The organism is Streptomyces sp. NPDC040622 (assembly GCF_055593965.1).
Genome location: NZ_JBVIXD010000031.1, coordinates 20167 through 39957 on the forward strand (window position 1 = coordinate 20167; position 19791 = coordinate 39957).

Annotated in this window: 17 protein-coding genes and 1 pseudogene; 16 read left to right on the plus strand and 2 right to left on the minus strand. The window is 71.0% G+C overall.

What is annotated here, in order from left to right; genetic code table 11:
• Nucleotides 1-447 precede the first annotated feature (447 nt).
• The 15 genes from ACZ592_RS39995 (at nucleotide 448) to ACZ592_RS40065 (ending at nucleotide 16316) form a co-directional block, all read left to right on the plus strand.
• Nucleotides 448-1878: an aldehyde dehydrogenase family protein gene (locus ACZ592_RS39995; protein WP_471586696.1), complete on the plus strand. Its 1431-nt coding sequence runs from the start codon at nucleotides 448-450 to the stop codon at nucleotides 1876-1878.
• Nucleotides 1875-2420: a nucleoside 2-deoxyribosyltransferase gene (locus ACZ592_RS40000; protein ID WP_471586697.1), complete on the plus strand. Its 546-nt coding sequence runs from the start codon at nucleotides 1875-1877 to the stop codon at nucleotides 2418-2420. The genes ACZ592_RS39995 and ACZ592_RS40000 overlap by 4 nt, the downstream gene beginning before the upstream one ends.
• A complete protein-coding gene (locus ACZ592_RS40005; RefSeq protein WP_471586698.1) occupies nucleotides 2417-3484 on the plus strand; it encodes a beta/alpha barrel domain-containing protein in 1068 nt (355 codons plus the stop codon). Before ACZ592_RS40000 ends, ACZ592_RS40005 begins: the two co-directional genes overlap by 4 nt.
• Nucleotides 3485-3494: 10 nt before the next feature.
• Entirely contained in the window at nucleotides 3495-4316 is an 822-nt protein-coding gene (locus ACZ592_RS40010) for a creatininase family protein (RefSeq protein ID WP_471586699.1), read from the plus strand.
• An 86-nt stretch (nucleotides 4317-4402) separates the two neighbouring features.
• Nucleotides 4403-5707: a nucleotide sugar dehydrogenase gene (locus ACZ592_RS40015; protein ID WP_471586700.1), complete on the plus strand. Its 1305-nt coding sequence runs from the start codon at nucleotides 4403-4405 to the stop codon at nucleotides 5705-5707.
• A complete protein-coding gene (locus ACZ592_RS40020; protein ID WP_471586701.1) occupies nucleotides 5700-6683 on the plus strand; it encodes an NAD-dependent epimerase/dehydratase family protein in 984 nt (327 codons plus the stop codon). Before ACZ592_RS40015 ends, ACZ592_RS40020 begins: the two co-directional genes overlap by 8 nt.
• A gap of 5 nt (nucleotides 6684-6688) precedes the next feature.
• Nucleotides 6689-7762 (plus strand): glycosyltransferase family 4 protein, encoded by a 1074-nt coding sequence (locus tag ACZ592_RS40025; protein WP_471586702.1) that lies wholly within the window; start codon nucleotides 6689-6691, stop codon nucleotides 7760-7762.
• Nucleotides 7759-8523, plus strand: coding sequence for a nucleotidyltransferase family protein (locus ACZ592_RS40030; protein ID WP_471586703.1), 765 nt, complete (start codon nucleotides 7759-7761; stop codon nucleotides 8521-8523). The genes ACZ592_RS40025 and ACZ592_RS40030 overlap by 4 nt, the downstream gene beginning before the upstream one ends.
• On the plus strand, nucleotides 8520-9671 hold the full coding sequence (locus ACZ592_RS40035; RefSeq protein WP_471586704.1) for a DegT/DnrJ/EryC1/StrS family aminotransferase: 1152 nt from the start codon (nucleotides 8520-8522) through the stop codon (nucleotides 9669-9671). The genes ACZ592_RS40030 and ACZ592_RS40035 overlap by 4 nt, the downstream gene beginning before the upstream one ends.
• Nucleotides 9668-11590 (plus strand): beta-galactosidase trimerization domain-containing protein, encoded by a 1923-nt coding sequence (locus ACZ592_RS40040; RefSeq protein WP_471586705.1) that lies wholly within the window; start codon nucleotides 9668-9670, stop codon nucleotides 11588-11590. The genes ACZ592_RS40035 and ACZ592_RS40040 overlap by 4 nt, the downstream gene beginning before the upstream one ends.
• Nucleotides 11587-12504 (plus strand): amidohydrolase family protein, encoded by a 918-nt coding sequence (locus ACZ592_RS40045; protein ID WP_471586706.1) that lies wholly within the window; start codon nucleotides 11587-11589, stop codon nucleotides 12502-12504. The genes ACZ592_RS40040 and ACZ592_RS40045 overlap by 4 nt, the downstream gene beginning before the upstream one ends.
• Nucleotides 12501-13307 (plus strand): class I SAM-dependent methyltransferase, encoded by an 807-nt coding sequence (locus tag ACZ592_RS40050; protein ID WP_471586707.1) that lies wholly within the window; start codon nucleotides 12501-12503, stop codon nucleotides 13305-13307. The genes ACZ592_RS40045 and ACZ592_RS40050 overlap by 4 nt, the downstream gene beginning before the upstream one ends.
• Nucleotides 13304-14695 (plus strand): condensation domain-containing protein, encoded by a 1392-nt coding sequence (locus ACZ592_RS40055; protein ID WP_471586708.1) that lies wholly within the window; start codon nucleotides 13304-13306, stop codon nucleotides 14693-14695. The genes ACZ592_RS40050 and ACZ592_RS40055 overlap by 4 nt, the downstream gene beginning before the upstream one ends.
• Nucleotides 14692-15738, plus strand: coding sequence for an alcohol dehydrogenase family protein (locus ACZ592_RS40060; protein ID WP_471586709.1), 1047 nt, complete (start codon nucleotides 14692-14694; stop codon nucleotides 15736-15738). The genes ACZ592_RS40055 and ACZ592_RS40060 overlap by 4 nt, the downstream gene beginning before the upstream one ends.
• 188 nt (nucleotides 15739-15926) lie before the next feature.
• A complete protein-coding gene (locus ACZ592_RS40065; RefSeq protein ID WP_471586710.1) occupies nucleotides 15927-16316 on the plus strand; it encodes an acyl carrier protein in 390 nt (129 codons plus the stop codon).
• Between the two features lie 198 nt (nucleotides 16317-16514).
• On the opposite strand, the gene ACZ592_RS40070 is transcribed toward ACZ592_RS40065, so the two are convergent.
• Nucleotides 16515-17879: a preATP grasp domain-containing protein gene (locus ACZ592_RS40070; RefSeq protein ID WP_471586711.1), complete on the minus strand. Its 1365-nt coding sequence runs from the start codon at nucleotides 17877-17879 to the stop codon at nucleotides 16515-16517.
• A gap of 100 nt (nucleotides 17880-17979) precedes the next feature.
• Nucleotides 17980-18351, minus strand: a complete 372-nt coding sequence (locus tag ACZ592_RS40075) for an ectoine synthase (RefSeq protein ID WP_471586712.1) — start codon at nucleotides 18349-18351, stop codon at nucleotides 17980-17982.
• A 1060-nt stretch (nucleotides 18352-19411) separates the two neighbouring features.
• Between ACZ592_RS40075 and ACZ592_RS40080 the strand changes: the two are divergent.
• A pseudogene (locus tag ACZ592_RS40080) lies at nucleotides 19412-19732 on the plus strand (carboxyl transferase domain-containing protein); the annotation flags it as partial.
• Nucleotides 19733-19791 lie beyond the last annotated feature (59 nt).

Consider the following 19791-nt stretch of genomic DNA (forward strand, 5'->3'; position numbering starts at 1 on the left):
GGCGCCGCTGCCGCGCACGCCCGGGGCCGACGAAAACTGTACGGTCGATGCTCTCCTGAGGAGCGGCACGTCCAACAGGCGCATTCGACCGGGCATGTGGTGTAGCCGATCGACTCTAGCCCAAGGTGGGGGTGTTCGATCACCGAGGTCCCGGCAAAGATTGTTCCACGGGCCGCTCGGATCACGGCGGACACAGAGATCCGGCCCGCAAGTGCCGGAGATCTGTCCTCGGCGCCGCCACGGCCCGCGCCGTCGGCGGACACCGGCGTCAGAGAGCGCGCCCCGGCGCCCCGCACCTGTCCGCCCCTGTCAGCAATCGGCACCTGCCCCTACCCGCGCCCCCTCGTGACGGGAACCCATGTCCGCATTTGTTGATCAACTCGCCTTCCACCCCACCGCATGCACCGGTGACCGGGTGCTGGCGCCGCAGCCCATCGGCCGCGGCCGGTGAGCGCCCAGGCCGTCGCGCCCCCGGCCCGCCCCGGCGTCGGCCGGTACGGGCCGACACCGGTCGAGAACCCGGCCCTCGGTGAGGTGTTCGCCCACGCCCCGGGGTGCACGCCCGAACAGCTCGACGACGTGCTCGCCGACGCGGGCCGCGCGTTCCCCGGCTGGGCCTCGACTCCTCTGGAGGGGCGCCGCGAGCGGCTCCACGCATGCCACCGAGCCCTGCTGGGCGCGGTGGAACCGATGGCCGAACTCCTCACCAGGGAGCAGGGCAAACCCCTGCGGCACGCCCGTGCCGAGATCCGCCTGGCCGCCGACTGGTTCTCCCGCACCGCGGAGCTGGACCTCGCACCGGACCGACTGGTGGACCAGCCCGCGGCCCGCGTCGACCTGGAGCGCGTGCCGCACGGCGTGGTCGCCGCGATCGCTCCCTCCAACTACCCAGTCCTGCTGGCCGTCTGCAAGATCGCCCCCGCGCTCCTCGCCGGCAACACCGTGGTCCTCAAGCCCTCTCCTGACACACCGCTGTCCGGTCTGATGATGGGCCGGATCCTCGGCCGGGTGCTGCCCGAGGGCGCGTTCACGGTCGTGGCGGGCGGCGCCGAACTGGGCGCCCGGCTGACCGTCCATCCCACGGTCCGGCTGGTCTCGTTCACCGGCTCTGTCGAGGCCGGCCGTACCATCGCCCGGCAGGCCGCGTCCGACCTCAAGAGGGTCGTGCTGGAACTGGGCGGCAACGACCCGGCCGTCGTCCTTCCCGGCACGGACACCGCGTCCGTGGCGCAGCGGCTGTTCACCGCGGCCATGACCAACAGCGGACAGTTCTGCGCCGCGGTCAAGCGTGTCTACGTGCCGAGGGCCCAGCACCACCGACTCACCGACGCCATGGCCGAGATGGCAAGGACGGCCGTCGTGGGCGACGGGCTCGACCCGGCCACCGAGTACGGCCCCCTCGTCAGCCGCGCCCAACTGGAGCGGGTCGCGGGCATGGTGGACGAGGCCGTGGGCGCAGGGGCCCGCGTGCCCGCCGGCGGCCGCGTCCTCGACCGGGCCGGCCACTTCTATCCCCCCACCGTCGTCACGGACCTCGCGCCCGGCAGCCGCCTCGAAGAGGAAGAGCAGTTCGGCCCGGTCGTCCCCGTCATCGCCTACGACGACCTGGAGCAGGTTCTCGCCCGGGTGAACGACTCCTCCTACGGACTCGGCTGTTCCCTGTGGGGCGACGAGGAACGGGCGCGGGCCCTGGCCGGACGGCCCGCCTGCGGAACCGTGTGGATCAACACCCACGGCGCCCTGCGGCACGACGTGCCGTTCGGCGGACACCGGCACTCGGGGATCGGTGTCGAGTACGGCGAGTGGGGTCTGGCCGAGTACACGCAGCTCAAGGTGCACCACATCGCGCTTCGCCAAGCAGATCGGGAGATGCCATGAGTGACAGGACGGTGGTCGGTGTCGACGGGAGCGAAGGGATCGACCTGACCGGGGTCGACGTCTTCGTCGGCGGCCCCATCCAGCACGCGATCCGTGACCACGGCTTCCACCAGCCGTTGCGGCACGCGATCCGCGACATCATCGACGCCGTGACGGCCGTGCACGGCACGGTCTTCTCCGCCCACGTCGCCGAGAAGTTCGGGGTGGACACACCGCTGTTCTCGCCCGACCAGGTCAGTGTGCGGGACATCGGCTGGATGCGCCGCTGCGACGTGTTCGTACCGGTGCTCCCCGTGGACGCCTCCGGCGAATTGATGCGCACCGACGGCACCCATGTCGAGCTCGGCTGGGCCTCCGCGCTCGGCAAGCCCATCGTCGTCGTCACGCCGCTGCCGATGGCGGCCAACGCGAGCCATCTGCTGCGCGGGCTGCCCTCCGTCGCCGACGTCACCGTCTTCGACCTGGCCGAGGCCTGCGCCCACCCCGTCCAACTGCTGCGCCTGTTGGAGAAGCTGGGCCAGCAGGCCGTGATGTCGAAGTGACGGCAGCACGGCACGCGGGCCCCACCGCCGAATCCGCCGTCACCGCAGACGCCAGGACCGAGAACCACGCGCGCCCCGGCAGCCGAGGAGGCCCCGGCAGTCAGGTGAGCCTCGGCAACCACGCAAGGCCCGAGAAGTCCGCAGGGCGCGACGCGCCCACCAGGGCCGAGCCCGCCCCGGTCGAGATCCTGGGCCTGCGCCTCGCGTCCCCCGTGGTCGTGGGTTCCGGGCTGCTCACCGACCAGGAACGCAACATCCGCCGACTGCTCGGCGACGGGGCGGGAGCCGTGGTCACCAAGACCATCCACCCCGACCCCGGCCCCTCGGGCAACGAACGTCTGCTGCGCCTGCCCACCGGCATGCTCAACAGCACCACGTACTCCCGCCGTTCCGTGGACGCCTGGTGCGCGATGCTGGGCCGGTTCGCCGCCGAGGGCCTGCCGGTGATCGCCTCCGTGCACGCCGACTCCCCGGACCGGCTCGCCGACCTGGCGGAGCGCGTGACCACGGCGGGGAGCAGCGCTCTCGAACTCGGCATCTCGTGCCTCAACGAGGACGGCGGCGGTCTCGAGGACACCCCTGACCGCGTCGCCGCGTACACCGAGGCGGTTCGGCGCCGCGTCCGCGTACCGTTCAGCGTCAAGCTGGCGATCGGGGAACGGGTGCGGGAGCGTGTCGACGCCGCCGTGTCCTGCGGCGCCCGGGCGATCACCCTGAGCGACACCATCACCGGCCTGGCCGTCGACGCCGACACCGGTGAAGTGAGCCTGGGCGGGGCCTTCGGATATTCGGGACCCGGAATCAAACCGCTCGTGCTCGCCGAGATCTACGGCTTGCGCCGGGCCGGTCTCACGGTCCCGCTCATGGCGAGCGGCGGGGTCGAGGGCGCCGCGGACGTGGCCGAGTACCTGAGCGTCGGCGCCCAGGCCGTGCAGGTCTACACCGCCCTGCACCGGGACATGCACGCCACGCTCCGCGGCATCCGCCGGGGTTTCGACGACTGGCTGGCGTCGCACGGCGGCTCGGTCGGGGACCTGGTGGGCCGCAGCATCAAGAGGTCATGAGGTGAGGGCGATGCGGCAACGCGTCACGGACGTGCCCCGCTACGGGGATCTGACCAGTGCTCAGGTGCCCGGATCCACGCGGGGCGCCACGTTGGTGTGGCCGATCGGCGGACTGGAGCAGCACGGCCCGCATCTGCCGCTGTCGGTCGACATGGACATCCCGGAAGCCCTCGCGCGACAGGTGGTCGCGGAGATCGGCGGACTGCTCCTGCCCGGCCAGCCGGTTTCGGCCAGGTCGCTGCCACAGAGCGGGGGCGGACTCCACTTCCCGGGCACCGTGCACATCGGCGGCACCACCTTCATCGACTACCTCACCGACTGCCTGAGGTCCCTCTCCCGTCTCGGACTCGGCCGGCTCGTCGTGGTCAACGGGCACTACGAGAACGAGGGCCTGCTCTTCGAGGCGATCGACGGCTGCGCGCCGGGCACCCTGTTCGCGGACACCGAGGTGGTCGCGTTCAGCTGGTGGAGCCTGGTCACCGACGGCTGGCTCACCCAACACCTGCCCGCCTTCCCCGGCTGGCACGCGGAGCACGCGGGCCTGACCGAGACGAGCCTGATGATGTACCTGCGCCCCGACACCGTCGGCACGGAGCGCCCCAGCCACGACGCGCCGCCGCCCGCCGGCGTGTACCGGCACCCCGTCGACGTGGACGAGATCTCCGACCGGGGCGTGCTGTCCAGTGCCGCCGACGCCTCCGCGGAACTGGGGGAGCGGCTGTTCTGGCATCTGGTCGACGGCGTCGTCGAACTCCTCGGCCCATCGCCCCGGGACGTGGCCGGACGCCCCACCGCAGGTGTCGGCCCGGGGCCCGAAGCCGCCTCCCCGTGAGCAGAACCGCACCGAGAAGACCCGCCGGCGTCGGCCGACGCACCGGCGGCTCCACCGTTCCACGCCACCGTCAGGGAGTCATGCCAATGCCATCGACCAGGCCGTACGACGAATACGACGTGTGCGTCATCGGGCAGGGATACGTCGGCGTCACCCTCACCGCCGCACTCCTGACCACGGGCAGAAGCGTCCTCGGATACGAGACCAACCCTCAAGTGGCGGACGAACTCTCCCGCGGCGTACTCGAACTGGCCGAGCCGGGCGTCGGGGAGGAGATCGAGCGGGCCGCGGCGAGCGGCGCCCTCACCGTCACCACCGACGTCGCCGGACGCAAGCTGCCGTCCGTCGTGATCATCTGTGTCGGCACCCCCATCGGGGACGACGGAACCACGCCGGACCTGAGCCATCTGCGGGCCGCCACCGAGGCGATCGCCGGAGGCATCGACGACGCCACCCTGGTCATCGTGCGCAGCACGGTGCCGGTGGGCACCTCGCGGGACCTGGTGCTGCCCCTCCTGCGCCGCACCGTGCCCGAGCCGCTGCTCGCCTACTGCCCGGAGCGCACCATCCAGGGTCAGGCACTCGCGGAACTGCTGTCCCTGCCGCAGATCGTCGGCGGCCTCAGCGACGAGGCGGGCAAGCGGGCGGCCGAGCTCTTCGGCACCCTCTCCGACCAGACGGTGCCCGTCTCCTCGCTGGAGAGCGCGGAACTGGTCAAGCTGGTGTGCAACTGCCACACGGACCTGATCTACAGCTTCGGCAACGAGGTCGCGCTCATCACCGAGAAGCTCGGCCTGGACGCCCAGGAGGTCATCGACTCCGCCAACCTCGGCTATCCCAGGCCCAGGCTGCACAAGCCGGGCTTCGTGGGCGGCAGTTGCCTGACCAAGGACCCGTACCTGCTCGCGCACTCGGTCGCCGCCCACGACCACACGCCGACGGTGATCTCCGCGGCGCGCACGCTCAACGCGTCCATGCCGCGCAGGGTCGGCGAACGGGTCCTGGCCGCACTGCGGGAGCAGGGCAGGGATCCGGCCGACAGCAGGATCCTGATCTCGGGCTTCGCCTACAAGGGCCGCCCCGAGACCGACGATCTGCGCGGAGCGCCCTACGAGCAGCTGCTGCCCTTCCTGCGGGAGCGCGTCAGGGAAGTCGTCGGCCACGACTTCGTGGTGCCTCGGGCCCGCATCGAGAACCTGGGCGTCCGGGCGGTCGGCCTGACCGAGGGATTCACCGGCGCGCACGCGGCCATCCTCCTCAACGACCATCCCCGGTACGCCGAAGCCGACGCACCCGGCCTGGTGGCGCGCATGGCGGACCCGGCCCTGGTCTACGACACCTGGCGGGTCCTCCCGCCCTCGACGAAGGCGATGAGGCTCGGCCGTGCGTAAGAAGATCCTGATCACCGGAGGGGCGGGCTTCATCGGCCTGCACCTCGCCCGCCGGGCGGCGGCCACCTGCGACGTCACCCTGCTCGACGACTTCAGCAGGGGACGGTCCGACACGGAGCTGGCCGCGCTGCTCCCTCAGGTCGACCTCGTCGAGCACGACCTGACCACCCCCGTCCCCGACGGGCTGCTCCCCGACGACGTCACCGAGGTCTACCACCTGGCCGCCGTCGTCGGCGTCGGCGTCGCCAACGACAATCCCCGGCGGGTGCTGCGCACCAACCTGCTCAGCACCGTCCACCTCCTGGACTGGTTCTCCGGGCTGACCGGGGCCACCCTCTGCTTCGCCTCGTCCAGCGAGGCCTACGCGGGCAGCGTCGAGGCCGGCATCGCGACCGTGCCCACCGCCGAGGACGTGCCGCTGATGCTGCCCGATCCCACGGTGCCCCGCTCCTCGTACGGATTCAGCAAGATCACCGGGGAACTGCTCTGCCGCACCTACGCGCGCACCCACGGCTTCCCGCTGCGCATGGTCCGCTTCCACAACGTCTACGGCCCCCGCATGGGCTACGACCACGTCATCCCGCAGTTCATCGAGCGGCTGGCCGGCGGCGCCGACCCCTTCGAGATCCACGGCGCCGACCAGACACGCGCGTTCTGCCACGTCGACGACGCCGTCGAGGCCATCACCGCGCTGACCGCCCTGCCGACCAAGGAGCCGCTGTTGGTCAACGTCGGCAACGACCAGGAGGAGACCCTCATCAGGGACTTGGCCCGAGGGGTCTTCGACGCGCTGGGGCGCCATCCGGCCCTCGACGTCCACCCCGCGCCCCCGCTGTCCCCGGCCCGGCGGCTGCCCGACATCTCCCGGCTGCGCGCACTGACCGGCTACCGCCCCGCGGTATCCCTGGACGAGGGGCTGCGCCGCACCTGCGAGTGGTACACGCGGGACATCGCGGCCCGCGGAAACGGCGGGTGAGCGCCGTGCGCGTACGGTACGTCCACCGCGGCTACTTCCCGGCCCGTGCCGGAGCGGAGCTGATGACGCAGTACCTCGCCGCGTCGATGAGCCGGCTCGGCTGGGAGACCGGCGTGTACTCGAACCCGGTCGACGAGGACACCGCGGCATTCATGCGGAGCGCAGGCGTGAGCGTCCAGCCGCTGCCCGCCACGCCCGACGACACCGACCGGGCGGACGTGGTCCACGCCGTAGACGCCTTCCACCCGCAGGACATCGCGGCCGGCCTCGACCTCGCCCGGGCCTGGGGCGTGCCCTTCGCGGTCACCCCCGCGTCCGCCCCCGACGTCTGGCCGGACCGCGGGACCGTCCTGGACGGATGCCGGCAGGCGGACGCCGTCTTCGCCCTCACCGTGGCGGAACGCGACATGCTCCGCGACGCCGGTGTCCGCGCGTCCCGACTGCACATCGTCGGCCAGGGGCCGCACCTGCCCGGCACCCCCGACCCGGCCGCCTTCCGCCGGCGGCACGGCATCGGGGGACCCGTGGTGCTCTTCCTGGGCCGCAAGATGCGGTCCAAGGGGTACATCACCCTCCTGGAGGCGACCGAGCGGGTCTGGGCGGACCACCCGGACACCACTTTCGTCTTCCTGGGGCCGCGCTGGGACGAGGACTGCGCGGAACAGTTCGCCCGGCACACCGACCCCCGCGTCATCGAACTCGGCATGGTCGACGAGGACGACAAACACAGCGCGCTCGCCGCCTGCGACCTGCTGTGCGTGCCCTCCACCGTCGACCTGTTCCCCCTCGTCTACGTGGAGGCGTGGGCCTGCGGCAAGCCCGTCGTCGCGTCCGAATTCCTCGGCAGCCAGGAGGTCGTCTCCCACGGACGGGACGGCCTGCTCGTCCGCCCCACCGCCCCGGCCGTCGCCGAAGCGCTCGGCCGGCTGCTCGGTGACCCGGACGGGTGCCGCGCCATGGGACGGCACGGCCGGGACAGGGTGCGCCGTGAACTCGGCTGGGACGCGGTCGCCGACCGGGTCCACACCGTCTACCGCACGCTGATCGCCGCCCGGAAGCAAACGGAGAAGGCCCGATGAGAGCAGTGGTACTGGCCGGAGGTGAGGGCCGTCGGCTGTGGCCCACCACCCTGCGCATCCCCAAGCCCCTCGTATCAGTCGACGGCATACCGATCCTGCACATCATCCTGACGCAGCTCAGGGACGCGGGCTTCACCCACGTGTCGCTCTCCCTCGGCTACCGGGCCCACATGATCAAGTCGAGCCTGGCGGAAAGCCGTTGGGCCGACCTGGACCTGGACTTCGTCCAGGAGGAGGAGCCGCTGGGCACCGCGGGCCCGCTCGCGCTGCTGCCTCCCTTCGAGGACTCCACCCTCGTGATGAACGCGGACCTCCTCACCGACATCGACTTCGGCGACCTGGTCAGACGCCACAAGAAGTCACAGGCCGTCGCCACCGTCGCGCTGAGCCGCCAGGACATCGACATCGCGCACGGAGTGGTGGAACTCGACGAGGAGCGAAGGGTGACCGACTTCCGCGAGAAGCCCCGGCTGAGCTTCCTGGTCAGCGGCGGCATCTATGTACTGGAGCCCTCCTTGCTGCGGTGGCTGCCGCCCCGTGGCCGGCATGACATGCCCGCCCTGCTCGACCGCGCCCGGGCCGAGGGTGAGCGTGTCGAGGGGCACGTCATCGAGGGGGACTGGCACGACATCGGCACCTCCGAGCAACTGGCGGCGGCCAGCGAGGCGTTCCGCGCCGACCGGACCCGCTACCTGAGCCGCGCCGCCGCGGCCGAGCTGTCCGCGAACACCGACGCGCCCCACGAGGTGGTGAACGGATGACGGCCTTCGACATCGCCCTGTACCGCCCGCACGTCGGGGAGGCCGAGATCGAAGCGGTCACCGACGTCCTGCGCTCCGGATGGCTCTCGTCCGGACCCGTCACGGAGGACTTCGAGGGCAAGTACGCCGCCGCGCTCGGCGTCCCGTCGGCGGTGGCCGTCAGCAGCGGCACCGCCGCACTGCACCTGGCCGTTCTCGCGCTGGGCCTCGGCCCGGGCGACGAGGTCGTACTGCCCTCGCTGAACTTCGTCTCCGCCGCCGCGTCCGTCGCGCTGTCCGGTGCCACCCCGGTGTTCGCCGACGTCAAGGGCCCGCACGACCTGTGCCTGGACCCCGACGACACCGCGCGCAGGATCACCTCGCGCACCCGGGCGATCGTCGTCGTGCACTACGGCGGATACGCCGCCGACCTCACCTCCCTCGCGCGGCTTGCCCGTACGCACGGGCTCGCGCTGATCGAGGACTGCGCCCACGCCCCCGTCACCGACTCGGTCCACGGCGTGCTGGGCACGGTCGGCGACATCGGCTGCTACAGCTTCTTCGCCACCAAGAACCTGGCCATGGGCGAAGGCGGCATGGTGGTCGCGCGCGATCCCGCCGTGGCCGACCGCATCAGGCGGCTGCGCTCCCACGCCCTGAGCGTCAGCGCCCAGCAGCGCCACCACGGCGGGAGCTCCCTGTACGACGTCGACGCCCTGGGCCTCAACTACCGTCCCACGGAAGTCGGTTGTGCCATCGGGCGCGTCCAGCTCGACGCCCTGCCCGCAGCCCAGGCGCGACGGTGCGAGGCGGTCCGGCTGTACCGCGGCCAACTGGCCTCGCTGCCCGGGATCACCGTGCCGTTCGCCGACCGGCCCGTGGAGGAGAGCGCCCACCACCTGTTCGCGGTGCTGCTGCCCCGGGGCGCGGACCGCGAGGCGCTGCAGGACCGGCTGCGCGCGGCACGGATCCAGAGCGGCGTGCACTACCCGCCCACGCACCTGTTCACGGCCTATCAAGAGCGCGCAGGGGGAGCGGCGACCAGCTTGCCGGTCACCGAGGACGTGATGGCGCGTCAGCTCTCGTTGCCGTTGCACCCGGGCATCGGCGCGCCAGAGGTACGCCGGGTCGTCGAGGCGGTGGGCGCCTCATGGCAGGAGACCGTGTGAGCGCCGGCCGCCGCACCCTCGCCGACGGTGCCCTGCACCGCGACGGACGCGTCTTCGTCAGCGTCGGCATCAACTACCACCCCTCCTCCGCCGGGTGCGACTACTGGCGCGAGTGGGACGCCGAACGGATCGACGACGACTTCCGCGCGATAGCCGACGCGGGCCTGAACACCGTGCGGTTCTTCGTCTTCTGGGCCGATTTCGAGCCCAAGGAAGGTGCCTACGACTCCGAGACGACCGGCCGCCTCCTTGAGTTGGTGCGGACCGCGGGACGGCACGGCCTGTCCTGTCTGCCCTCGCTGCTGACGATCTGGATGAACGGCCAGCGCTTCGACCTGCCCTGGCGCGACGGCCGGGACCTGTGGCGGGACGTCGGCATGCGGGAGCGGCAGCGGGCCTTCGTCCGGCACATCGCGACCGAGTTGAGGAACGAGCCGAACATCCTCGCCTACGACCTCGGGGACGAAGTGATCCACGTGGACACCGCCTCGTCCGCCGCCCTCGGTGCGGACGAGGTCCGGGACTGGTGGGGGCTGCTCGCGGAAGCGATCCGCGCCGGAGACCCGGACGCATTGGTCCTGCAGGCCAACGAGGCGTCCGCGGTCCTCGGCGGCCACGCCTTCCGCCCGGAGCACGCCCAGCCGCTCGACATGGTGGGGCTGCACGGATTCCCCGTGTGGACGCCGTTCCACATCGAGTCCGTCGCGGCCCGCAAGGCCACAGCCTTTCTGCCCTACCTCGTACGACGCGGCAGCGCCCACCGACCCGTGTACGTCGACGAGATGGGCAGCTACGGCTGCGACGAAGCCACCGCGGCGCAGTACCTGCGGGCGGCCGCGCACTCCGCCTTCGCGGCCGGCGCGGTCGGCACCGCCGTCTGGTGCTGGCAGGACTTCACCACCGAACGCAAGCCCTACGCGCTGCGGCCCAACGAACGGCGCGTCGGCCTGCTGGCCGCGGACGGCCGCGAGAAGCCCGCCCTGGCCGAGTACCGGGCGTTCGCCCGGCGCGTGACCGGCGAACTGGCCGGGTTCAGGCCACTGCCCGCCCCGGTCGGCGTCCTCGTCCCGGCGCCACAGCCCCCGGACGACGCCGGCTACCTGACGCCCACGGGCAGTGACGCGCCCGCCGCCTTCTACGCCCATCTGCTCCTGCAACAGGCGCACCTGCCCTACGAGTTCACGACCCGCGACGCGGAACTGGAACGCCACACCCTCGTTATCTGCCCCTCGGCCCGCCAATTGCCCCTGCCCGAACGCCGGCGCCTGGCACGGTATGTCGCCTCCGGCGGCACGCTCCTGTACTCCACCGGCAGCCTGCTGGACGCCGCCGGCGACGAGGAACTGTTCGGCGTCCGCGTCAAGGACTTCACCCGCGCCGATGACGCCCACGCCGAGTTCACCTGGGCGGGCGTACGCTTCCCGCTGCGCTGGGACCCCGCCCCGATCCCGGTGATCGACACGGCGGGCGCCGAGGTCCTTGCCGCGTTCGCCGACGGGTCGCCCGCGCTCACCCGCCACCACCTTGGAGAGGGCAGCGTCTACTACCTCAACGCCCCCCTGGAGGCACAGCTCAACGCCCCCTACCGGCTCGCGGAGACCGCCTGGCACCGGCTGTACGAGGCGATCGCCGCGGCGGCGGGCGTCCACGCGCCCGTGACCGCGGACGACCCGTCGGTGGAGACCACCGTGCTCGGGCGCGGCGACGAGCGCTGCGCCGTGGTGATCAACCACGCCCCCGAACCCGTGGACACGCTCGTACGGCGCCGGCCCGTGGGCGGTGCAACGCAGGCCACGGAGGTCACGGAGCGCATCCGGCTGGAGCCCAAGGGAGTACGCCTGCTGTTCTGGCACGCCGACGCCGACGCCACCGCGCGCCAAGCCGGCCGGCCGGGCCGTCCCGAAGGACGGTCGGCATGATCATCGACGCGCATGTGCACGCGGGGGAGTACTACCGCCACTACTCGGCCCGCTTCGCGGAGCAGATGACGGCCACCACCGAGCTGGCGCCCCAGGATCTGGACGCGCCCGAGGCGAAGCTGATCGCCGAGATGGACGCCGCGGGCGTCGACCGGGTCTTCCTGCTCGCCTTCGACGTGGCGCGCGTCGAAGGGTTCTCGGTGCCGAACGACTTCGTCGCCGACCTCTGCGCCCGCCACCCCGACCGGCTGACCGGCTTCGCCTCCGTGGACGCGGGCACCCCGGACGCGGCCGGCAAACTGCGCGAGGCGGTCACCGGCCTCGGCCTCCGCGGTCTGAAGACAGCCCCGTGCTATCTGCGCATGTCACCCGCCGACCGTCGCTGGTACGACGTGTACGAGACCGCACTGGACCTGGGCATCCCGGTCCTGATGCACACCGGCTACACCCCCTCGCGCAACGCGGACGCCCGCTTCTTCTCCCCGCTCCTGGTGGAACAGGTGGCCCGGGACTTCCCCGATCTGACGGTGATCCTCGCCCACCTCGGCACGCCCTGGACCCGGCCCTGCGTCGAGCTGCTCGCCCGGCACCCCAACCTGCACGCCGACCTGTCCGTCTTCGCCTCCTACCAGCCGCTCACGACGGTGGCCGAGGCGCTGGCCCACGCCCGGGACAGCGGTGTACTCGACCGGATCCTGTGGGGCACCGACTTCCCCTTCGCCTCCATGAGCGAGGCCGCGGCACGCATGGCGCACCTGACCGCCGACACCGAGACCTGGCCTCTCGGCAGCGCCCCGCTCTCGACGCGCGAGTACGAGGCCCTCATGGGCGGCACGGCGGCACGACTGCTCCCACCCGCCGCACCCCGGGCCATGCCGGTTCCCCCAACACAACGACGACTCGAGGTGTCATGACCTTCTCCCACGGCTACGAGTTCGACGCCATGTCCCGCCGCCCCCTCTACGGCGACGTGACCCAGTTCCTCGTCGACATCTGCAAGGCCTCGGACGGCAGCGTCGTCGCCGACGTCGGCTGCGGCTCCGGCCTCGCCACCGAACTGCTCCTGGAACACACCGGGAACGTGGGATCCATCATCGGCATCGACCCCTCGGAGCACGAACTGGCCATCGCACGCAAGCGGTTGAGCGACCCCAAGGTGCGCTTCGTCCAGGGACGCGCACAGGACGTCGAGTCCCTGGCCGGACCGGTGGACGTCGCCGTCCTCAGCAACGTGATGCACCAGATCCCCGAGACCGAGCGCGGCTCCGTGATCGCCGGCTGCCATCGGCTGCTCGTTCCGGGCGGCCGATGCGTCCTCAACACCCTGTTCTACGAGGGCGCCGTTCTCCCCGAGACCCGGTCCTTCTACGCACACTGGATGCGGGCCACCCGCGATGCCCTGCGGGAACACGGCGAGGACCTGGTCCTCGGGGGTGCGAAGCCGGTGGCCCTCCAGACGCTCACGCCGGCCCAGCACGAAGACCTTTTCACGCGGGCGGGGTTCTCCCAGACCGGTTCCGACGAGGTCGTCTACACCTGGACACTCCAGGACTGGGAAGCCCTGTGCACGTACTCGGTGTTCGTGGAGGGGGCCACCGGAGTCGGAGACCTCGCCCTGGGATCCGAGGCACTGATCAAGGGCTTGCGGGCCACCTTCGAGCGGCTTGAGCTGACGGGCGTGCCGAGGCGCTGGCTCTTCGCCTGGGGAGTCAAGTGAGCGGTGCGGGAGGGACGTTCGACGCGCCACTGTCGTACGCCCAGCAGAGCGTGTGGTTCCTGGAACGGACGGCCGGTCGCACGCGGTACGCCGACCCCATGACGTTCCGGCTGATCGGCGAGCTGCACCCGACGGCCCTGCGGGGGAGCATCCAGGAGCTGGCCGACCGCCACGAGGCGCTGCGCAGCAGCTTCCCCGTGGTGGACGGCCTGCCCGTCCAGCGTGTGTCCCCACGCATCGACGTGCCGCTGCCGCTGACCGACCTCACCGCGCTCCCCGTGGCGGAACGGGAGCACGCCGCAGCCCGGTTCCTCGCGGAGGAGCTGCGGAGCCCGTTCGACCTGGCCCGGGGGCCCCTGCTGCGAGCGGTGCTGATCAGACTGGCGCAGCGCGAACACATCCTGCGCATCACCCTCCACCACCTGGTCTCCGACGCCTGGTCGTGGTGGCGTGTGCTCCTGCGGGAACTGGAGCGGCTCTACTCCGCGCACCGGCACGGCCGCGCCTCACCGCTGCCGCCCCCGCCGGCCCAGTACCGGGACTTCGTACGCTGGCAGCACGAATGGCTCGCCGGCCCCGCCTACGTCAAGCAACTCGCCTACTGGAAAACGGCGTTGGCCGACGTCTCCCCGCTGCCTCCCCTCACGCTGCCCTCACCCTCACCCTCGCCTTCGCCCGCACTTTCGCCGACGCAGGGCGAACACTCGCCACGAACCCGGTGGCTGACCGTTCCCGACGGCCTGTACGCCCGACTGCGGGCCACTGCCCGACGCGAGCGCGTCAGCCTCTTCATGCTCCTGCACACCGCCTTCATGCGCGTGCTGCGTCGCTACGTCGACACCGACGACCTCCTCGTGGCCACCCGCAGCGGATACCGCGCCCGCCCCGAGTTCGAACAGGCCGCCGGCTTCTTCGTGAACCTGCTGCCCGTACGGACCCGGGTCCCCGCGGCGGGGGACTTCCGAGACCTGCTGCGGCAGGTCCGCCGGAACCTGATCGGTGTGTACGCCCACCGCGACGCGCCGTTCGAGCGGCTGGCCCCCGACCTCGGGCTGTGGCGGCCCGGCTTCGGGGCGGCGATCAGCGTGTGTGTCTCCTTCCAGACCGCGCCGGAGGTACCGCCCGCCCTCGAAGGGCTGGACGTGACACTGATCGACCATGACCCCTTCTCCCCGTACCCCTTGGACCTCGGCTTCTACGAGGACGACGGCACCCTGCGCGCCCTCCTCGTCCACCACCCCGGCCAGTACGACGACACGGACGCCGCCCGCCTGCTCGACGACCTGCACCACGCGCTCGCGGACGCCTGCGACGACCTCGAGCGGGACACCGGGAGCGACGGCCCGACGGCCGCCCCCGACCCGGCAACGCCCCAGGAGGCCACATGAGAGCACTGCAGTGGCACGGCACACGCAAGGCGGTCGTCGCGGACGACCTCCCCATGCCCCGTGTCGAGGACCCCGGGGACGCCGTCGTCCGCGTCGTGCGCAGCGCGATCTGCGGCACCGACCTCCACCCGTACCGCGGTGAGATCGACGGCTTCACGCCCGGAACGGTGACCGGCCACGAATTCACCGGAGTGGTCGAAGAAGTCGGCTCCCGGGTGCGCGGGCTCGGACCCGGCGACCGGGTCGTCGCCTCGGACATCATCGCGTGCGGGCACTGCCGTGCCTGCGCCCGCGGCTGGCACTACCAGTGCGAACGGGTGGGCCTGTTCGGTTACGCGACCGTGGTGGGCGAACGGGCCTACGCCGGGGGGCACGCCGAGTACGTACGGGTGCCCTTCGCCGACACGGTGCTGTTCCCGATCCCCGACGACGTCGGGGACGAGCGGGCCCTGTTCGTGGGCGACGTACTCGCCACGGGCTACGCCTGCGCCGTGGGCGCCGAGGTGCGACCCGGAGACACGGTGGCGGTGGTGGGCTGCGGTCCCGTGGGGCTGCTGGCCGCGGAGGCGGCCCGGGCGCTGGGCGCCGCCCGGGTGCTCGCCGTCGACCCCCTGGAGAGCCGTCTGAAGCTCGCCTCAGAACGCGGCGCCCACCCGGTTCCCGCCACGGCCGACGTCGCGGAACACATCGCGGACCTCACCGAAGGGCGCGGCGCGGACGCCGTCCTTGAGGCCGTTGGCACCGACGCGGCGCTGCTGAGCGCGCTGCACATCGTCCGGCCGCGCGGAGCGGTGTGCGCCGTCGGTGCCCACGCCGCTGATGCCATGCCCATGCCGACCCGACTCGCGTTCGCCAAGGAGATCACGCTGCGCTTCGCCGTCGGTGATCCCATCAGCGACTTCGAGCCGTTGATGAACCTGGTGCGCGGCGGCCGAGTCGACCCCACCTTCCTCGTCTCGCACCGGCTCCCCCTGTCCGAAGCCGCCGAAGGATTCCACCTGTTCGACTCCGGCGCGGCCAGCAAGGTGGTGCTCATCCCATGAGGACGCCTACGCCTGCGCCCACGCCCGCGCCCCCCTCCCGTGGCGCGGCCCGGGCCAGGGCGCCAACCGCACACCCGCCAGGCCGCCCGACCCGCCGCCCGTGGCGCGGCACCCGGCACCCATCTGCCATGACGACCCGCACAGCTGCCCCCGGCGACCAGCCGCACATCGCGAACCATGGAGGAACCGTGACGGACCACCTGACCGGCGCCAAGCCCGACGTCTCCACCGCCGAGGCGGACGGCCCGCTCCCGCACGCACCGGGCGACGCGGAAGCGGCGGCCCTCGTGGTGCGCCGAGTCTGGGCCGAAGTGCTCGACGTGGAAGCCGAGACCATCGACGTGCACCAGGGCGACTTCTTCGAACTGGGCGGATACTCGCTGCTCGCCCTCCAGGCCATAGGGAGGATCCTGACGGAGTACGGGATCGACGACGTCGAATCGGTGGAGTGGGAGGGAGAACTGCTGAACCGCCTCTTCGACAACGCCACGCCCATGGCCCAGGCCGAGTTCCTGGCGGAGAAGGGATGCGGCACACCGACGGGCACGGGCGAGCGTCCGTCGGCGGCCGCGCGGTAGGAGCGGTAGGAACGGTGGGAACGGTGGGAAGGGTGCGGCAGGGTCTGCGCGGCGGGGGCGTTGCCCACCACGCTCATCGGTGAAAGCAGAAGGGCGCCCGGCCGGGCAGATGCCGGCCGGACGCCCTTCTGTCGTGTGTCGTGCGTGCTGTCGAGCGTGCTGTCGTGCGGGCGGGGAGGCTTCCGCGCCGGCCTCCCCTCAGCGGCTGTGCGCGGTTGGCCGGGAACGGGCGTCGGTGTCACCGGCCAGCGCGGCATTGACGGCCTGATGTGCCTCGTCGGCGACACGCTCGGCTTCCGCCGCACTCGCGGCACACACGACGATGCCGAGCGTCGGCCGGTGCCCGGTGAGCGCACGGACGGTCGACGGATAGGCCCGGACGCCCCGTGCCCAGAGGGCCTCGAACACGGGCCGGACGTGCTCCACGTACGAGGCGACACCGGGAAGCCGCAGGGGCAGGGCGTCATGGGTGTAGACGACCGGTTCGTCTTCGGCCCAACGGTCCGCGAGTGAGATCGTGTGCATGGCACCGGAGCGCCGGGCGTTGATCTCGGTGACGTAGAGCTCCTCGTCCTGGCCGAGAAGACAGTCGATCGTCAACCAGCCCCGGTACCCCAGAGATCGGGCATAGTCGTGCACGGCCGCGCCCAGTGCGGCGAGCCGCTTTTCCAGGCCCGCGTCCACGACTCCGGGACCCATGACCAGACTGCGGTACCTGAGCCCTTCGACGCCGAGCGCGCTGAACTCCATCCGAGGTTCCGCGCCGTCACCGTCACCCTCACCGTCGCCGACGAGGACGTCCACGGCCGGGCAGTCGCCGGCGTGCTCGATGTACTCCTGCACGGTGAGCGGGAACGTACCGAAGAAGGGCTCACGCCGCAGCGACTGCCAGAACCTCCTGACGGTCCCGTCCGCCTCCCGCCGTGCGACGGCGGAGCCGTAACCCCCCACGCCGTACATGCTCTTGACCACGGCGCGTCCACCGCTGCCCACGACTGCCGTGACCGCTCCCTCGAGCTGCTCCCAACTGGCGACCGAGATGCCGCGCGGCACGCGGAACCCGGTGATGTGCGAGGCGAGATCGACGCAACTCAGCTTCGATTCGAGGTATTCGCACGACCAGTAGTGCTGGGGGTCGGCGACGTCCAGCCGCACGTCTCTTCCCTGGCTGCGGAGCAGCGCGGCCAAGGAGTACAGCTCGGGCGACGCCCCGAAGGACACGAACCGCACCACGCGCGTCCCGCTGGTCGCGGCGTGCAGGGCCGCGAGCGCGCGGTCGTCGTTGAGCAGGTCGTGGACCAGCCGGCCGGTGCGCGCTTCCGGCGTCACGACCGGAGGGACGGACGTGCCGAGTCCCGCGTGCACATCGGCGAGCCACTCCGGGGAGTAGCCGGCCGGGAGCACGAGCACGCGGTTCTCGGCGCTCCAGAAGACACACTGGTCCGTCAGGCCCGTGCCGTGTCCGACGAGATCGTGTTCCACACCGGGGTCGAATTCCAGCAGGGTGCGTTTCAGATTGAACTCGACGATGTTCGGGATCACCAGGTCAATCGTTTCGGGCATGGTCATCTGCCTTCCCTGACGCGGTACCTGACGCGGTAAGCGATACGGGTGCGCAGCGGATGCGTGCGCAGCGGACTCGTGCGGCCACTGTCGGCCGCCCCTAGTAGGTTGAGTGCACGCCAGGCGTGAGCAGATGCCGTTCCGGGCCGAGCAAGGCGGGCGAGAAGACGCACATCAGCGTCATTCCGTGTTCCGAGCGAAGGATGTGCGGTTCACCCATGGCCGGGGCGTAGAGCGTCCCCGGCTTGATTTCGAAGACCTCGTCCGCTGTCTCCACGGAACCGGATCCGGAGACGCAGTAGCAGACCTCCTGATGGTTGTCGTACCTCAGGAACGACTCGCTACCGGGCTGCACATAGGTCTCGGTCAGACCGAACCCCAAGAGATCGGCCTGGACGAGGAGCCGCCGACTCGTCCCGTTTCCCCAGTTCACGTCACATTCTGTTCCCACGACATCTTCAACCGCGCGCACCAGCAAGGTTCACCTGCCAAGGAGTCAGTATTTCTGCCAGGGTCGGGTGATGATTCTATGGAATGCGGGAGGTCCGCTCTACGGGAAGTACGGGTATGGCCACGTGGCTACACCTCTTGGTGCGACCGATTGATCCCTGAATTCAACTGATCCGTGGATTCAACGTCGGGATTATAGGCGGAGATTCGAGCATCGCGTCCGCCGCCTGCTCCCGTTCTGGAACGCCCTGGAATTCTTCTTGGTGATGTCACGCATGAGAGGCCTGCTGTACAGGAACAGCGAGGAGAGCAAGGGCGCATGACGGGTTTTTTCCTGCCGGGGCCGTTGTTGTCTTGGTGCCGTTGGCTTAGGTGCAGTCGTTGTCGCTGTTGTCGTTTGGACTGGGGGTGTTGTGGTGGGGTGTTGGGTGCTTGTTCTTGGTGGTGGGTGTGGGGTGGTGTTCGAGGGATATCCGAGTGTGTTTTGAGGGTGGCGGTTGAGCGTGGGGTGTTGAGGGAGAGGGGGTGGGGTTGTGGGTGGTGTGGAGGGTGTGGGTGGGGGTGTGTTGGTGAGGGTGGAGCGGGGGTGGGTGAGTGAGGAGGAGCTTGTGGCGTTGATGGTGTCGTTGTTTTCGGTGGTGGCTGTGGAGGCGGGGCGGCCGGTGTGTGGGCGGGTGTCCGAGCGTGTTGGTGTGGTGGGTGTGGGGTGGCGTGGGGGGTGGTGTGCGGCGGAGGGCGGGTTCTACCGGGCGCCGAACAGTTGGCGGTGATCTTGCTGTGTCCGGGTTTCGGGTGTCCGGTGCTGTCTGGCGCTGGGTGGTCTGGGGCTGGATGTCGGGGCTCAGGCTGTCTGGTGCCGGGCTGTCCGGGACCGGGTGGAGGCGTCCGGTACCGGGCACTGAACCGGTCCGGTACCTAACTGTCTGAGTCCGGAGCGGATTGACCCGTCCGGTGCCGGGCTGTCGGGGACTGGGCGTCGAACGGTCTGGCGCGGAGCTGTCCGGTACCGAGCTGTCCGGCACTGAGCGTCGAACGGTCTGGCGCCGAACCATCGGGGACCGAAGTGTCCGGCACCGAGGTGTATGGACTCGCAGTCCATTGGTGCGGATCTGACGTATGCGTGGCCGATGAACGAGATTGCGGTGATGGGTGCCGAGGGTGCGGCCAATGTGATTTTCCGGCGGCAGATCGCCGCTGCCGAGGATCCTGAGGCGATGCGTACGCGGATGGTCAAGGAGTACAAGGCGGAGCTGATGCATCCGTATTACGCCGCCGAGCGGGGTCTGGTCGATGATGTCATCGATCCGGCCGAGACCCGTGGGGTCCTGGTCAAGTCCCTGGCGATGCTCCGCAGCAAGCATGCCGACCTGCCCTCGCGCAAGCACGGCAACCCCCCGCAGTAGCAGCGCCCCCGCCCCCGCCCTCGTCCCGGCTGTTCCCGTTCCTGCCCTGCTCCGGTTGT

Excerpts from the sequence above, each read along its gene's own strand:
- ACZ592_RS40000 (WP_471586697.1), top strand. The coding sequence starts at position 1,875 with ATGAGTGACAGGACGGTGGTCGGTGTCGACGGGAGCGAAGGGATCGAC.
- ACZ592_RS40010 (WP_471586699.1), top strand. The coding sequence starts at position 3,495 with ATGCGGCAACGCGTCACGGACGTGCCCCGCTACGGGGATCTGACCAGT.
- ACZ592_RS40015 (WP_471586700.1), top strand. The coding sequence starts at position 4,403 with ATGCCATCGACCAGGCCGTACGACGAATACGACGTGTGCGTCATCGGG.
- ACZ592_RS40030 (WP_471586703.1), top strand. The coding sequence starts at position 7,759 with ATGAGAGCAGTGGTACTGGCCGGAGGTGAGGGCCGTCGGCTGTGGCCC.
- ACZ592_RS40035 (WP_471586704.1), top strand. The coding sequence starts at position 8,520 with ATGACGGCCTTCGACATCGCCCTGTACCGCCCGCACGTCGGGGAGGCC.
- ACZ592_RS40045 (WP_471586706.1), top strand. The coding sequence starts at position 11,587 with ATGATCATCGACGCGCATGTGCACGCGGGGGAGTACTACCGCCACTAC.
- ACZ592_RS40050 (WP_471586707.1), top strand. The coding sequence starts at position 12,501 with ATGACCTTCTCCCACGGCTACGAGTTCGACGCCATGTCCCGCCGCCCC.
- ACZ592_RS40060 (WP_471586709.1), top strand. The coding sequence starts at position 14,692 with ATGAGAGCACTGCAGTGGCACGGCACACGCAAGGCGGTCGTCGCGGAC.
- ACZ592_RS40070 (WP_471586711.1), bottom strand. The coding sequence starts at position 17,879 with ATGCCCGAAACGATTGACCTGGTGATCCCGAACATCGTCGAGTTCAAT.